This is a genomic window from Sedimenticola sp. (assembly GCF_050289425.1).
In the GTDB taxonomy this organism is placed as follows: Bacteria; Pseudomonadota; Gammaproteobacteria; order Chromatiales; family Chromatiaceae; genus Sedimenticola.
The window spans coordinates 22400-37995 of record NZ_JBNKFS010000009.1 but is presented as its reverse complement, the minus strand read 5'-3'; the positions used below and the strand labels follow the sequence as shown (position 1 = coordinate 37995).

Genomic DNA, 15596 nt, shown 5'->3' with positions numbered 1-15596 from the left:
CTACCGTTCCGCCATGGCCAACTTGGCGCCCAGGGCAGCAAAGGCGACGGCAAATCCCCGTTGCAGCCGGTTCAGGATATGCGGAGAACCGACCACATAGTCGCGCACCGTACCGGCGAACAGAGCGTAAAGCAGGAACACCACCAGAGTAATAAGCATAAAGATGACGCTTAACAGCGTCAGATGCAGCACCGGCGTCGGAGAACCCAAGGGGACAAACTGCGGCATAAAAGCAAGGAAAAACATGGAGAGTTTGGGGTTGAGAATATTGATCAGGAATCCCTTGATCGCGACAGCCTGCATACCCTGTTGGCAACGCTTTTCGTCAATCGTCAAACGGCCGTTCTCGCGCCACATGCCCCAGGCCAAGTAGAGCAAATAGGCCGCACCGAGATATTTGAGTATCTGGAACGCCTCCGCGCTGAGGTGCAACAGTGCTGAAAGCCCCAGGATGCTGATCAACAGATGAGGAACGCAACCGAAGGTGCAGCCAATGGCCGCCGCCACACTGGCGCGGCGACCGGTAAACAGCCCGGTGGAGACGGTGTAGATAACGCCGGTCCCCGGCAGCATTACGATAATCAGCGATGAAAGAAGAAATTCCGTGCTGAACATGTCTATTCTGTCCTGATGATAGCGGGTAGGCGGTTTTTACTCTCCTTGAGTTTACCAGAGCTTGGCAGAATTGCAGCGATAACCGCTTTGAGCAGGCAGGATATTCGGTCGGCTATGGCGGTAGTCCGCCAGGAGGGCGGCAATTGGGGTCGGACAAAGCCGCCAGACAGTATAAAGAAGCCAAAAAAAAGCCCCGCCGGATGGCGGGGCTTTTCGCGGATGCCAAGCATCCGAATCCCGTATTACTGGGCGACGACGTTAGTCGCGCTGGGGCCTTTCTGGCCCTGCTCAACGTCGAAGGAGACGGTCTGGCCTTCAGCCAATGACTTGAAGCCATTGCCCTGAATGGCGCTGTGATGAACGAATACGTCCTTGGAACCGTCGGTCGGGGTAATGAATCCGAAACCCTTTTCGTCGCTGAACCACTTAACTGTACCTGTAGCCATGATGCTAACCTCTGTAAAAATTGATCGTTGATATGCAGACGCTTGCCAAGCGCTTACGGAAGAATCTGCCACGAACTGCGAGAGGATAACTGCCGAAAAACTACAAGAACACTGCAATGTGTCGCACTCTATTGAAAACTCAACAGAAAAACAAGCGACTTTTTCCATTTCCCGCTAACCAGGGGGGCATATTTGCCCATTTCCTGCCGGAATCGGGCAATCAGCGTCTGGGAACGCCTGTTAACAGCAGGCCGGACCGGTATCAGTGGAGGCCCCCGATACGGAACGGCAAGCGGATATCTCAATCCTTCTCTGAATCGATCGATGCCATGAGTTGGGCATTGTAGCGATCGCCTTTGACTTTATCGTCGCTGATCAAGGCATCCAGTCGCTCCACCACCGCTGCCTCCAGGCGGATATCGCCCGCCGCCGCGTTCTCCCGCATGTATTCAATATGTTTGGTACCGGGAATCGGTACCAGCGTCCGATCTTCCCGTGCCAGCACCCAGGCGATGGCCAGTTGTGCCAGGCTGCAGCCCTGCTCCCGGGCGATCTCGCCAAAGGGCTCCAACAGTTGCAGATTGTCGGTGAAGTTATCCGGCTCAAAGCGTGGGCGGCAGACATTGGTACGGATATCCCCCTCTTCCAGATGGGTGACATCCTGGGCACAACCGGTAAGGAAGCCCCGTCCCAACGGCGAGAAGGGGACAAAATTCACCCCCAGTTCACGACAGGTGGCCAGCATACGGCGCTCCGGTGTCCGCGCCCAAAGCGAGTACTCGGACTGCACGGCGGTGATGGGATGGACCGCATGCGCCCGACGCAGGGTCTCGCTGGAGACTTCGGAGAGGCCAATGGTGCGCACCTTGCCGGCGGCCACCAGATCCGCCAGTGCCCCGACGCTCTCCTCTACCGGTACCTTGGGGTCGAGCCGATGCAGGTAATAGAGGTCGATCACATCGGTCTGCAGATTCTGCAGGCTTCGCTCACAGGTCTGCTTGAGAGTATCCGGACGACCATCCACACTCAGATTGCCTTGCGCATCCCGAGCGATGCCACACTTGCTGGCGAGGGTGAATTCATCGCGCCGGTGACTCAGGGTACGCCCAATCAACGATTCGTTGTGTCCCATGCCGTACATGGCCGCAGTATCCAGAAAGGAATAGCCCACATCCAGCGCCTCCTGCAGCAGCTGTTCCGATGTAGCGTCATCCGCCACACCATAACCCCACGACATGCTCATGCAGCCAAGTCCAACAGCCGAGACAGTAAAAGGACCGATTGTTCGCGTGTGCATCACCTGTTCTCCCCACCACATCCATTTCGAAACTTTTCCAGACTATATCAGATCCTGCCACCGATACAGTGGGGCCGCTCCAGCGAAAAAAAAATTCCTGCCGGTGAAAGAAACCCCACCCTTTGAAGGTCCTTATTGTTGCCTCTTGGCAAAAATTTGAAACCAACCATTGAACTCGGAGGAGTCACATGAAGAAAACAACCAGCGTACTCATTGCATCCGCTATCACCACTGCCCTGGCGATGGCGCCTATGACCGGCGTACACGCCGATACCGATAAAGAGAAGTGTTACGGTGTCGCCAAGGCGGGGAAGAATGACTGCAAAGCCGGTCCCGGCACAACCTGCGCCGGCACATCCACGGTGGATGGGCAGGGCAACGCCTTTATGGTGGTACTGAAAGGTAGTTGCGAAAAGATCGTGGGCGGCAGTCTGACGGCGAAAAACTGAACGGATTCATGATTCATGAATGAAGCGAATCATTCGCCAAGTTCAGTACCGGCTCCGGTCCCCGAGCGGGCCGGAGTCGGACTCAAGGCGCCCCACTACCAAACGGTGATCGACAATCAGCCGGATATCGGCTGGTTCGAGGTACACCCGGAAAATTACATGGGACGAGGCGGTGCACCGTTACGTTACCTGGAACGGATCCGCCGTGATTATCCCCTCTCACTACACAGTGTCGGTACCTCGCTCGGCAGTCACCGGCCATTGGACCAACAACATCTCAACAATCTGAAAAAGCTGGTGGATCGCTTTCAACCGGGGTTGGTATCGGAGCACCTCTCCTGGAGCCACGGTTATGAGTGGTTCACCCATGATCTGATGCCGCTGATCTATACCGAACAAGCCTTGTCGCTGGTGGTGGAGCATGTCGAACAGGTACAAGAGACACTGCAAAGACGGATCCTGATCGAAAACCCCTCGTCTTACCTGCAGTTCAAACAGAGCACCATTCCGGAGCAAGAGTTTCTGGTGGAGGCCGCCCGGCGCAGTGGTGCCGGCCTGTTGTTGGATGTGAACAATGTCTATGTCTCCTGCCGCAACCACAACTGGAGTATCGCCGCTTACCTGGATGCCATCCCTCCCCAGTTAGTGGAAGAGATCCACCTTGCCGGCCATGCGGTCCAGTCACTGCAAGGTGTTGAACTGTTGATCGACGATCACGGTTCCCCGGTGTCCAGCCCGGTCTGGGAGCTGTACCGCACCTGCATTGAACGCATCGGGCCGGTTCCCACACTGATCGAATGGGACAGCAATGTACCGACCTTCGAAGTGCTGATGGGGGAGGCGCAATCCGCCGACTACTACTTGAACACCGTGCGGGAGGTGGACCGTGCCGCGGCTGTCTGACCTGCAACAGCAGTTCTGCGATGCGCTGCGTTCGGCGGAGGCGCCACCGGCAGCGCTGCTGGATATGCTGGTGGATGACGGCCTGGCCTTGCAGCGTTTCAATGTCTACCGCAATAACTTTGTGGTACTCAACGGCGATGCCCTGGCCGACATGTACCCGGTTATCAAGCAACTGGTGGGTGATGAGGCATTTCGCACCCTGGCTACCGCCTATGTGCGTCAATATCCGCCACAGGAACGCAGCCTGCTGCTGTACGGCGACCGTTTCGCCCAATTCCTCGGCTCGATTCCGGAACTGTCGGCACTACCCTATCTGGCCGACGTCGCGCGCATCGAGTTCGCCTGGACCGATGCCTACCATGCCGAGGAGTGCGCCCCGCTGACCGAACAGCAGGTGGCAGCGATCGCCCCGGAGCGGTTCGCCCAGGCGAGACTGGTACCCCACCCCAGCTTGCACTGTATCCGCTCCGACTATCCGATCTTCCATATCTGGCAAGCCAATCAGTCGGCCGATAACGACGAAACCGTCTCTCTGGATGAGGGTGCCTCCCTTGTCTGGGTTATCCGCCCCAGCCAGGATGTCGAAGTACGGGAAGTCTCGGCGGCCGCTTGCGGCTTTATGCAGGCGCTGCAGTCCGGTCACACCATTGAACAAGCCGTTACCGACGCCTTGGCACTCGACAGCCGTTTCGATCTTTCGGCACTGCTGGCCCGCCACCTGTTTGACGGCACCTTCTGCGACATACATCCGGCACCCGATGGCGCCGCTTCAGAACAATAACCACGAGGTCCCTTTGTTATGAAAGCCTTGTTAGCACGTATTGAATCCCTATTTCAGTTCATTGGAGGACTGCTCCCCGAATCGCTGCTGATGTTGTTTGCGCGACTGGCCATCGCCTACACCTTCTTCAGTTCGGGCAGAACCAAGGTGACGGGGTTACTGGATGTCACCGACACCGCCCTCTACCTGTTCCAGGAAGAGTACAGCGTACCGTTGATCCCGCCGGATATCGCCGCGTACATGGCCGCTTATGCCGAGCACTTCTTCCCCATCCTGCTGGTCTTGGGGCTGTTTACCCGCTTTGCCGCCCTGTCGCTATTGATCATGACGCTGGTGATTCAGCTGTTCGTCTACCCGGACGCCTGGAATGTGCACATGTGGTGGGGAATCGCCATGCTCTATCTGTTGAAACACGGCGGAGGCAACTGGTCGCTGGACCACCTGTTCAGCCGCCACAGTCGGCAAGAACCGGCGATGAGATAAGCCTGGCAGCTTAAATACCCGTAGAATAACGAGTCAGGTTTTTCAGCGGGCCGGGGCGGCCGATACAAAAGCCCTGCGCATAATCGACTTCCAGTTTGCGCAGGGCATTCAGTACCGCTTCGCTGTGCACGAATTCAGCCACCACCAGCTTGTTCATCTGGTGGGCCACCTCGGTAATCGACTTCACCATGGCGTAGCTCACTTCGTCATCAGCAATATCCTTGACAAAGATCCCGTCTATTTTCACCACATCGACCGGAAACTCTTTCAGATAAGAGTAGGAAGCATAACCGGTACCGAAATCATCCAGGAAAAAACGACACCCCAATGCCTTGATCTCCTTCATCAACGCATTTGCCTGTCCCATCTGGTTCACCATAGCGGTCTCGGTAATCTCAAAGGAGAGGTGTTTGGGAGTGATTACCGAATTCTGAATCTGCTCTTTGAGAAACGGAATAAAGCTGGCGTCACCCATGGACTGGCCGGAGAGGTTGATGCTGAATCCTCCCAATTCGGCCGCCCGTTCGGCGGTCAACGCCGTATTCGCCCAATTGAAAAAATGTTGCACCACCCAGCGATCCACCGCCTGCATACGCTCAAAGTGTTCCGCTGCCTGGATGAATGGGTCCGGACTGGCCGGATGATTTTCTTCATCCATCCGCCGCAACAGCACTTCATAGTGATCCGACAAGCCATCACCCATAAAGACCGGCTGGATCAGTTGCGCAAACAGCTCCAGTTGATCCTTTTCCAGCGCCTGTTCGATCAACGGCACCGACTGTACCAGACGTTTCTTCTGTTCGAAGATTTCACCGCTGTCCTGGTAACAGCAACAGCGATTCCGACCTTGGCTTTTTGCCTCTTCGCAAGCGGACTGGGCGGCATGGCTCAGTTCGTCCGCCTGACCACTCTCAGCGTTGATTTCAGCCAATCCGACACTGACGGTTACCGTTACCTGCCGGCCGCTCCATTGAAAATGATAATGCTCGATCGCCTTGCGCAGGCTCTCGGCGGTTCGGTAACCCTCATCCAGCGGACACTGCGCCAACAGGATACTGAACTCATTGTCACCGGTACGGAACAGGGCATTGCTTTGATGCAAAAAGCTGCGGCAGATAGCGGCCAAATTCTCCAGGAACCGGTCCCCCCCCTCCGTGCCGCAGAGTTCATTGACCAGGGTAAACTTGTCCACATCCAGACAGACCAGGCTATGGCGATTTTGGGTCTGCCGGCTATTGTCCAACAAGCGGTCGAGCTCCCGCTTGAAAGCACGGCGATTCAACAGGCCGGTGATCCGGTCCCGATCACTCTGCTCCCTCAGCTCCTCAAAGCCTTGCCGGAGTGCCCGCTCGACCGCCCGTTCCACCATCGGCAGACCGGCGTCCTCTATCAGCGAAATCTGCCGCGTCTGCATACGCCGGAGCAGTTCCTCCCCGCGATAATCCAGCGCCTTCACCCCATGGCAATCGACGAACAGATAACGCTGCGCTTCGCTATCATGCAAAACCAGATTGAGCATACGCACATGCCCCTGTGAGCGCTGCTCGGCAACCCAGTCACCCACTTTGAGTTGTTCAATAAAGCGCAGCGATTGGGCGTCCGCCTCGATCGTCCGATCCGTTGTGCAGGGAGCGGATACCGTGGCAGGTAACAGTTGATCCAGGTAGCTATCGTTGACCTCAACGCGGCGTTCATTATGTACCCGGTAACTGTCACTACCCTTTTCCAGGCACTCGGCAAACTGCCTGATCAACTGGCTTGACTGTTCACGATAGAGCGGATAATCGGTAAACCCCTTACTCAACACCTGATCCACTTTTTGCCATTTTTCCGGTTGCAGATAGGCATGTCGGGCGCTCGGTTGTAGCGCCTTGTTGAGTAAGGATAGGACACCTTTGTAACTCTTCAGGTGTTTCTGTTTCTTCTCTCCCCCGGCCGCGGTCTGAACCAACAGGCCGGCCCACCCGAGACGCAACAGTTGATCTATCAGCATGGAGATGGAATCGCCCAACTCCGCCGCCAGAAAGGCGCGGATCTCCCGGGCGGCAACGACAGCCAGGCGCTCTTGGGCCGTGGCGGCCAACACCTGTTCCAGGTTGGCATCGAATAACGAGCGTCTTTCGGATAACAGTTCGGTAATCTGCCGGGATAACTGATCCAAATCGGCCTTACCGCCGGACATCTCCAATTCGGCCAATACCGATTCCAACCGCTCATTCACCCCTTGCGACGACACCGAACCGTCACCTGAAGGCGTCAACAGCGCCAATTGGTCGAGATCATTTAACAACCGATGGGCCGGATGTGAGGCGTCATCCAGTACACCCGGATCATCGATCGCCGCCTTGGCCAGGGGCAGTTGCACCTGACGCAGAATCCGTCGCATGGTACTGCTATGCCGCGGATCCTGTTGTGCCATGCGCAACAGTTGCTCCGTGGCGTCGATTATCTGCCGACTCTCGGCCGACAACGCCACCCCGCCCTCGGCACCGGCGTGACCACCCAACGCCTGCTCTACCCGGTCCGCCAACTTTCGCCGGTCACCCTGCACCATGTCGTCCAAGGCATGGGCCACTGCCCGATTGCTGGAGACCGGTTTAGCCGCCCCGCCGGCACGCGCGTCCGCCCGATCCCGACTGAGATAGGAGGAGAGCTTATCGACCAGGGACCGGGGTTTTGGCCGTGCTGGCCGCTCCGCCTGATCCGTCGTATCCCGCTCGGCGGAAGGTGACGGCTGTGGCGGCCAGGGCTCCGAGGCGCCGTAACCGCGCGACTCCAGTAGTTGAATAATCTGGTGATAGAGCGGATCGAGGGCGGTCAGGATCTGCTCCGCAAACACCGTATAGGCGGTGCGCCGAATCGGCACACTCAGCGACAGGGGATCCAGACTCTTCTTGAAAGCCCAAAGCAGACAATAGGGAGAGAGCGGATTGGTATCGTTACTGACCGGCGACTTGAGCAGGTGAGCGATCGCCTGGGAGAGATTGAACAGGGTTTGTGACAGACGCCCTTCCAGACGACGGGAAGCAGCCACCACCGCGGCCCACTCATCGAACTCATCCTGATCCACCAGTTCCAACTGCTGATCTTCCCTGGGCGACTGCGTCTCGCTCCCTTCGCTACGCTGAAGCTGTTGCCAATTCTCCCCTATCTGGTCAAACAGTCGTTGCCGCAGCTCGGCCACATCCCGTTCAATCGCTGACCGGCCGTGCCGCAACTCGGGTTGCTCCTGTTGTGAGGCACGCTCTTCCAACTCCAGAAATGTTTCCAGCAGTATGGCTATAAAACCGTCATAGCGTCCTAGCAGAAATTGTTGTAACAGCGTCTGCACATCGTGCAACACCGTTACCACTGATGCATTGGTGCTTTCCGGAGCTTGACGCCGCTCTCGCAGGGACACCCGGGACAGGTAATTGATGACCCGCTTATCCGGATGCATAAAGGCCGCACCCAACCCGCTGTCCGACGCAAATACGATACGTACCGGTATCCGGTACTCGACAGACTGAGTCTGAGTCTGCAATAACACTTCCACATCCACCGCACGCTCTGCACCCGGCTTACCGGCAGCCCGGATCGCCTCCAGCGCCTCGCTGTCCATGGCGAGGGAAAAACCACCTCGGGAAAAATTGTTGATCTGGCAGTCCCGAGTGAGGGAACCACCGAGGATAAGCTGGGCCGGATGGCTGCTCTGATAGCGTCGGTGCTGGCGTCGATCCTGGGTCAAAAGACACTCCACGGCTGACTTTTTATTCCGGACCAAGGAGAAGCCAAACCTGCCATCTCAGTGATCGAAAACAGACAAGCAAGCGATATTGCCTGTCCGGGAAGAATATCACAAATTCTTCGCCGGTCACCGTCCTACAGACCGGTCAGCAAAAGGATTAAAGGGGAATTGCTAGCACGGATTTATCGGCAACGGCTCATTCATTGTCGAATTAATGCGCTGATCCATCCAATAGAGAAACTCTTGTTCCGGCATGGGGCGGGCAAACAGGTAACCCTGGGCTATGTGACACCCTTCATCCAGCAGGAAATCGCGCTGTACCGCTGTCTCCACCCCTTCGGCCGTTACCGCCAGCTGCAGACTCGCCGCCAGGCTGATTACAGCACGGGTGATCGCCATGTCATTTTCGTCTACGGGGATATCCATGACAAAGCTTCGATCAATCTTTAACCGGTCAATAGGCAATCGCTTTAGATAACTGAGCGAGGAGTATCCGGTACCAAAATCGTCGATAGAGATACTGATCCCTTGCTGGCGCAGTTTGTGCAACGTATCGGCGGACTGTTCGAAATCGGCCAGGAACAGTCCCTCGGTCACTTCCAGTTCGAGACCGGTAGCGGGGAAACCGGTCTCCCGCAGTATCCCCATCACTTTTTCAAAAAAGTCTTTCTGCTGAATCTCCACCGCCGAACTGTTGATGGATATCTTTTCACAAATCAGCCCACGTTCACACCAACGCATCGCCTGGGTCAGGGCGGTACGCAGAATCCATTCTCCCATCGGCACAATCAGCCCCATCTCCTCAGCCGATGCAATGAATCGATCCGGGGCAAGCAACCCCATATCCGGGTGCTGCCAACGCACCAGCACCTCCACCCCGTAGGGCTGTCCAGTCTGCATATCGATCTGTGGCTGGTAATAGAGCACAAACTGCTGCCGTTCCAGGCCATGACGGATACTGCTCTCCAGCAACACCCGTTCAAAGGCGGCCGAGGTGAGCTCTTTTCGGTAAAAGGCGTAACTGCTGCGGCCCGCATCCTTGGCACTGTACATCGCCGCATCCCCATTACGCATCAACTCTTCCGGCGTCTGGCCATCCTGGGGAAAGATACTGATGCCGATACTGGTGCTGATATAGAGCCGATTGCCATCCAGATCAAATTGCCGATCGAAGGCTTGCAATATCTTATCGGCCACCATCGCCACATCCATGGATTCATCGACCCCTTCGATCAACACGGCAAACTCATCACCACCGATGCGTGCCACGGTATCATCACCGCGCACCGCACTGACCAGCCGCCGTCCCACCCGCATCAGCAATTTGTCGCCGACACTGTGACCATGGCTGTCATTGATGTTTTTGAACCGATCCAGATCGAGAAATAGAAGCGCCAGTTGTTTACGGCTGCGTACCGCCTGGCTGATCGCATGCTGCAACCGGGCATTGAACAGCAGCCGGTTGGGCAATTCGGTCAGCGGGTCGTGATGGGCAAGAAATTCAAGCCGCTCCTCCGACTGCTTGATGTGGGTAATATCGGCAAACACCGCCACATAGTTGACCACTTCACCCTGCAGGTCCTTCACTGCATTAATAGTCAACCACTCTGGAAACAACGATCCATCCTTACGCCGATTCCAGATCTCACCAGACCAGGTGCCGGCTGTCGCCAGGGACTCCCACATCGCCTGGTAGAATTCGCGGCCATGACGTCCCGAATTCCACATGCTGGGTTTCTTGCCCAGCACCTCATCACGGCTATAACCCAGGATATTAACAAAGGCGCGGTTCACTTCCAGTATGGATGACTCGGCATCGGTAATCAGTACTCCTTCGGCAGTGCTGTCAAATACCGTACCGGCCAGACGCAACCGTTCCAACTGTTGCTGCAACTCTTGATGGGTCAGTTGCAAATCATTGCGTGCCCGCATCAGATCGGTCACATCCATCACCGCGGTAACCATGCCGATTGTCTCACCGTTGCCATCCAGCAGGGGCACGTAGCGCCCCGAGAAATGTCGCGCCTCACGCTGGTCGGTGGCAGGCAACAGATCGGTAAAGGTGACGGCTTCTCCGTTGAGCGCCCGATCGGCGAATGCCAGGTGTAGCGACCTGATGGCTGTCGGCAACACCGCATCCATGGTATTACCCTCGATCTCCGATACCGGCCTGCCGAAGGTGTGTTCAAAGTAGCGATTCGCCATCATGTAGCGGTGATCACGATCACAGGCGGCAATCCACATCGGCGCTGCATCGATAACCGAGCGCAACAGCGCCTGGTTGTCACGCAGTTGTTGTTCTGTCTGGCGGCGTTGGGTGATATCTTCAAAGACCGCAACAATCTCGCCCGACGGAAGACGGTAGACAAAGTTCTCCGCCCACAGATCAAGTCGATTATCCTGGTAATGGCTATAGGGCAAATGTTCAGGCGTGCCGCTCTGGTGTACCCGCTTCAGCACTGCCAGTAACCCCATCTCTTCCACGCCGGGAAACACCTCACGCACCTCTTTTCCGATCACCGCATCCCGTGGCACATCGCAGATCACCTCCCCGGCATGATTCAAATCACGCACGATGAACGCGTCACCCGCGCCCTCCACGTCATAGACCACCACCCCGTCACTCATGTGCTCGATCAATTCCCGGTATCGCGCCTCACTCACTGAAAGCTGTGTGGTGGCACGGTATTCGGTGGTGATGTCGCGTCCGACTCCACGATAACCGGCAAAGCTGCCATTTTCATTGAACAGACTGCGCCCACTGACCGCGATAATCCGTTGCTCACCGTCCGCGCGACGCCAAGGCAGTATGAAGTTGTCAAAATCGGCCCGCCGCTCCAGCAACCGGTAATGCTCACGCCACTCCGGTGTATCCATCTCCATTTGCGGGCCATACAACTCCGCCCGGTTCTTACCAATTACATCCGCCGGATCCAGACCCAACGCTTCGCTAATCCGGCCACTGAGATAGCTGAAACGCAGTTCCGGCCCCATCTCCCAGAACCAGTCTGCGGCGATGTTGGCAAAATCCCGAAAGCGCCGCTCACTTGCAGCCAGCGCCCGCGCCGAGGACTCTGCCAATAGATCCCGGTTGGCGACGCCGTCAATGAGTAGAGCCAACAACTGCACAGCATGATTGAGCGCCGCCCGCTGCTCCCGGGGAAGTGCGGCCAGACAGCCTTCCACAACACAAAAACTGATATCGGTCTGGTGTGCCACGCCAACCAATAGCGCATCCTGATCGCAGGAGCGGCCATCAGGTAGCGGCGCCAGGCGCACGCCAATGCGTAACGCATTCACCCCCTCTACAAACTGCTCGGCCATCAACGACCTATCCGCCAGACCCGAGATATGGGTCAGCGACAGCAATAGTGCCTGGATAAGATTATTGGCGTGTTGTTCCCTGTTCTCAGCTGGCATGTTTAAACCACCACTTCCCTGGCGTCGGATAAACAATCCTATTGATAACCCTATTAAAGGGGAAGGAACGGTATAGCCTGTCGCATTGCGGCAAGGCAGGTGAAGGATCGAACATGGGGATGATAGCGCGGCTCAAGCACTCTCGGTTACCGTTGTCGCCGTGAAAAGTCCCAGTCAACTTTTCAGAGGAAAGCCAATGCATCGTACCGCTCCGTGTTGACAGAACAGTTCTAATACCAAATCACCGTGGGGTCATTCAGTCCCTAAACTTTAGAGCAAGTATAGACTAGAAAGTGTGCAGCCACCGTTACAGTAACAATGCTCGGTACAAGGTAATCATATTTGAGCCATCGTTTTCATTGCTTTCAATAAACCTTACAGAATGCATGTCATAGCACATCGTACCGAATGCGTGATCGGCCAATAAAAGGGGCTGTTCAAGAGGTTGTAAGGAAAAGGGGTAAGAATAGCCGGCAGATATGAAGCAGACTTAGTACTGAACAGCCTTGATCCCCCCCTCCCGAGGGAAGGGGGACAAATTGCGACACAGCATGGTGTACCGTCTAATGCATCCACTGACCGCCGTTGATATCGATATTGGCGCCGGTGATAAAGCCGTTATGTTCATCCGCCAGGAAAGCGACGACACGGGCAATCTCTTCCGATTGCCCCAGCCGGCCAACCGGGATCTGCGCCACGATCTTATTGCGCACCTCTTCGGCGATTGCCATCACCATGGCGGTACCGATATAACCGGGTGAAACAGTGTTGACGGTAATCCCCTTGCTGGCCGTCTCCTGCGCCAAAGCCATAGTGAAACCGTGCATACCCGCTTTAGCGGCGGAATAGTTGGTCTGCCCGAACTGGCCCTTTTGGCCATTGACCGATGCGATATTGATAATGCGTCCGAAACCGCGCTCGATCATGCCGTTGATCAGCGGGCGGGTCATGTTATAGACGCTGTTGAGATTGGTATCGATTACCTGAGTCCACTGCGAGTGATCCATCTTTCTAAACATCCCGTCCTGGGTAATTCCGGCACAGTTAACCAGTATATCGACCGCACCATGGCGCTCGGCAATCTGTTCCAGTATCATTTCACAGGCGGTCGCATCGGTGACATCGCACGGCGCCAGATGGATGGTATGACCCAGCGCTTGTTGCGCCGCCTGCCAACTCTCCCCCGACGACTTCTCCGCCTCGACATAGGTGGCGATCACCCGGTTTCCCGCCGCCGCCAATTCACTACAGATCGCCCGCCCGATACCGCCGACGCCTCCGGTTACTACCACGACTTTACCTGCCATTTCTACACTCCACGGTTGCACATAATGATTGCTTCAGTATCGGGATAAAAATACCGATACCGCTTGACTCAGTTGGCCAGGAAACTGGCCCGCCTGAGCTGTCGCCCGATCTTGCGACCGGACAGAATCCACTCCACTCGCTCAGTCAGCCCAGCGAAGCCTCAATACCCGATGATGGGAAACCACCTGCCTGGAAGAGAGGAGCGATTCACGCCGGTGCGTCATCCGTATCAATCCGGTCGATAAAACGTTGCGCCTCCGATCGACTTTCAAAGACATGGGGGGCAACTGTTCGGGTTAAGATGTTGCCCAGTTTCATACGCATGAAGGCACTGGTGGCATAGCGCGAAATGCGGTGGTAGTAGCGGTCCTCCATCTGCTTAACCATGTTGGCATAGGCTTCCGTCGCCGCCTCTTCAATCTGTACTCCACCGTAATTCACCACTACGTCGACACGTCGACCAATCTCCTGACACTTCTCCTCGACGGCACGACGCACCGCTTCCACATCGGCCACATTGCGAATCGACATGTTTTCGAAATTGAGAAACAACATGTTGCGTTGCGGGTCATAACCGATGCGATCATCCAGATGCAGATCAAGCAGGATCGCTTTCAAGCCCATCGGCTCTACACGGAAAATACGTTCATCCATGATCTTGGGACTGTCGATGACCGGACGAAACGCCATGTGCGCCAGGATATCCCGCTCCAGATCGATGCCGGGTGCGATCTCAATCAGCTCCAGTGCGCCGTCGGCGCGAAGCCGAAACACGCAGCGTTCGGTCACATACAGCACTGACTGTCCCTGGCGTGCCGCCAACTGGCCGGAAAAGGTGATCTGCCCTACCGCCTGCTGGAATTTATGGGCACGCCCCTCCTGCTGGATCAGTAGCCTGCCATCGGTAATCTCGATATTGAGCCCGCCGGCGGTGAAGGTACCGGCAAACACCAGGCGCCGGGCATTCTGGCTGATATTGATAAATCCACCGGCACCGGCCAGTTTGGAACCGAAGCGACTCACATTGACGTTGCCCTGCCGGTCGGCCTCGGCCATACCAAGACAAGCCAGATCAAGGCCACCTCCATCGTAGAAATCGAACTGTTGGTTCTGGTGTATCAACGCCTCGGTATTGACGGCCGCACCGAAGTCGAGACCGCTGGCGGGCATCCCGCCGATAATGCCCGGTTCGGCAGTCAGGGTGAGCAGATCAAGAATATTCTCTTCCACGGCGACCGCCGCCACACCCTCCGGCATACCGATGCCAAGATTGATCACACCGTTCGGCGGCAGCTCCAGCGCACAGCGCCGCGCGATCACCTTGCGCAGATCCAACGGCGGGGTTTCCAGATCTTCCAGCGGAACGGTGATTTCTCCCGAATAAGCCGGCGAATAGTGGGTGGCGTAGGTCTGCATGTGGTTTTCCGGACGTGCCACCACGATGCAATCCACCAGCGCCGCCGGGATCACTACATCACGACTGCTCAGCGAACCCTGGCGGGCGATACGCTCCACTTGCGCAATGACTACACCGTTGGCGTTTTTCACGGCCATCGCCATCGCCAGGTTATCCAATAACAGCGCTTCACGCTCCATGGAGATATTGCCGGAGGGATCGGCCGTGGTACCGCGAATCAGCGCTACCTGCAGCGGACAGGCTTTGTAAAAAAGCATCTCTTCGCCTTCGATCTCGATCAACTTGACGATCTCTTCCTCGGTGATGGCATTCAACTTGCCGCCGCCCAGGCGCGGATCGACGAAGGTACCGAGGCCGACGCGACTGAGGGTGCCCGGCTTACCCGCTGCCGTATCCCGGAACAGGTGAGAGATGCAGCCCTGGGGCAGGTTGTAAGCCTCGATCCGACCCTCTATCGCCAGCCGGCCGACTTTGGGAATCAGACCCCAATGACCGCCAATCACCCGCTTCAGCAATCCATCGTGGCCCAGTTTATTGAGCCCCTTCTCCTTGCCGTCGCCCTGGCCGGCGGCAAACATCAGGGTCAGATTGCGCGGTGTACCGGTTGTCAGGAATCGCTGTTCCAATCCCTCCAACAACTCATCCGGTGTACCGATGCCGACAAAACCCGAGGTGCAGATCCCGTCGCCGTCCTGAATAATGGCGATCGCATCTTCCAGTGAGACCACTTTATTACGCACATGCCCTCCT

General features: G+C 56.5%; 11 protein-coding genes. 4 read left to right on the top strand and 7 right to left on the bottom strand.

The window, feature by feature from the left end; translation table 11 throughout:
• The 3 genes from ACQY5R_RS08030 to ACQY5R_RS08020 form a co-directional block, all read right to left on the bottom strand.
• Positions 1-615, bottom strand: a complete 615-nt coding sequence (locus ACQY5R_RS08030; RefSeq protein ID WP_428606732.1) for a LysE family translocator — start codon at positions 613-615, stop codon at positions 1-3.
• A 242-nt stretch (positions 616-857) separates the two neighbouring features.
• Positions 858-1061, bottom strand: coding sequence for a transcription antiterminator/RNA stability regulator CspE (gene cspE, locus ACQY5R_RS08025; RefSeq protein ID WP_428606730.1), 204 nt, complete (start codon positions 1059-1061; stop codon positions 858-860).
• A gap of 301 nt (positions 1062-1362) precedes the next feature.
• Positions 1363-2358, bottom strand: a complete 996-nt coding sequence (locus tag ACQY5R_RS08020) for an aldo/keto reductase (RefSeq protein ID WP_428606727.1) — start codon at positions 2356-2358, stop codon at positions 1363-1365.
• Positions 2359-2546: 188 nt separating this feature from the next.
• Here ACQY5R_RS08020 and ACQY5R_RS08015 point away from each other — a divergent pair, with 188 nt between their 5' ends.
• Genes ACQY5R_RS08015 through ACQY5R_RS08000 form a run of 4 tightly spaced genes read left to right on the top strand, consistent with a single transcriptional unit; the run spans position 2547 to position 4974 of the window.
• Positions 2547-2807, top strand: coding sequence for a DUF2282 domain-containing protein (locus ACQY5R_RS08015; protein ID WP_428606725.1), 261 nt, complete (start codon positions 2547-2549; stop codon positions 2805-2807).
• 15 nt (positions 2808-2822) lie between these two features.
• Positions 2823-3710, top strand: a complete 888-nt coding sequence (locus ACQY5R_RS08010) for a DUF692 domain-containing protein (RefSeq protein WP_428606723.1) — start codon at positions 2823-2825, stop codon at positions 3708-3710.
• Complete coding sequence (locus ACQY5R_RS08005; protein ID WP_428606721.1) at positions 3694-4491, top strand: DNA-binding domain-containing protein; 798 nt, start codon at positions 3694-3696, stop codon at positions 4489-4491. Before ACQY5R_RS08010 ends, ACQY5R_RS08005 begins: the two co-directional genes overlap by 17 nt.
• An 18-nt stretch (positions 4492-4509) precedes the next feature.
• Positions 4510-4974: a DoxX family protein gene (locus tag ACQY5R_RS08000; RefSeq protein ID WP_428606718.1), complete on the top strand. Its 465-nt coding sequence runs from the start codon at positions 4510-4512 to the stop codon at positions 4972-4974.
• A gap of 10 nt (positions 4975-4984) precedes the next feature.
• Here the strand turns inward: ACQY5R_RS08000 and ACQY5R_RS07995 are convergent, their stop codons facing one another.
• From ACQY5R_RS07995 to ACQY5R_RS07980, 4 genes are all read right to left on the bottom strand, one after another.
• Positions 4985-8701, bottom strand: a complete 3717-nt coding sequence (locus ACQY5R_RS07995; protein WP_428606715.1) for a DUF1631 family protein — start codon at positions 8699-8701, stop codon at positions 4985-4987.
• Positions 8702-8872: 171 nt separating this feature from the next.
• Complete coding sequence (locus tag ACQY5R_RS07990) at positions 8873-12121, bottom strand: EAL domain-containing protein (protein ID WP_428606712.1); 3249 nt, start codon at positions 12119-12121, stop codon at positions 8873-8875.
• 563 nt (positions 12122-12684) lie between these two features.
• The gene (gene phbB / locus ACQY5R_RS07985) at positions 12685-13428 is read right to left on the bottom strand and encodes an acetoacetyl-CoA reductase (protein ID WP_428606710.1); all 744 of its coding nucleotides are present in this window, start codon (positions 13426-13428) and stop codon (positions 12685-12687) included.
• A gap of 208 nt (positions 13429-13636) precedes the next feature.
• Complete coding sequence (locus ACQY5R_RS07980) at positions 13637-15586, bottom strand: acyl CoA:acetate/3-ketoacid CoA transferase (RefSeq protein WP_428606707.1); 1950 nt, start codon at positions 15584-15586, stop codon at positions 13637-13639.
• Positions 15587-15596 lie beyond the last annotated feature (10 nt).

What these genes read in the sequence shown, in the direction of transcription:
- ACQY5R_RS08030 (WP_428606732.1), bottom strand. Translation starts at nt 615, where the DNA reads ATGTTCAGCACGGAATTTCTTCTTTCATCGCTGATTATCGTAATGCTG.
- cspE (WP_428606730.1), bottom strand. Translation starts at nt 1,061, where the DNA reads ATGGCTACAGGTACAGTTAAGTGGTTCAGCGACGAAAAGGGTTTCGGA.
- ACQY5R_RS08020 (WP_428606727.1), bottom strand. Translation starts at nt 2,358, where the DNA reads ATGCACACGCGAACAATCGGTCCTTTTACTGTCTCGGCTGTTGGACTT.
- ACQY5R_RS08015 (WP_428606725.1), top strand. Translation starts at nt 2,547, where the DNA reads ATGAAGAAAACAACCAGCGTACTCATTGCATCCGCTATCACCACTGCC.
- ACQY5R_RS08010 (WP_428606723.1), top strand. Translation starts at nt 2,823, where the DNA reads ATGAATGAAGCGAATCATTCGCCAAGTTCAGTACCGGCTCCGGTCCCC.
- ACQY5R_RS08000 (WP_428606718.1), top strand. Translation starts at nt 4,510, where the DNA reads ATGAAAGCCTTGTTAGCACGTATTGAATCCCTATTTCAGTTCATTGGA.
- ACQY5R_RS07990 (WP_428606712.1), bottom strand. Translation starts at nt 12,121, where the DNA reads ATGCCAGCTGAGAACAGGGAACAACACGCCAATAATCTTATCCAGGCA.
- phbB (WP_428606710.1), bottom strand. Translation starts at nt 13,428, where the DNA reads ATGGCAGGTAAAGTCGTGGTAGTAACCGGAGGCGTCGGCGGTATCGGG.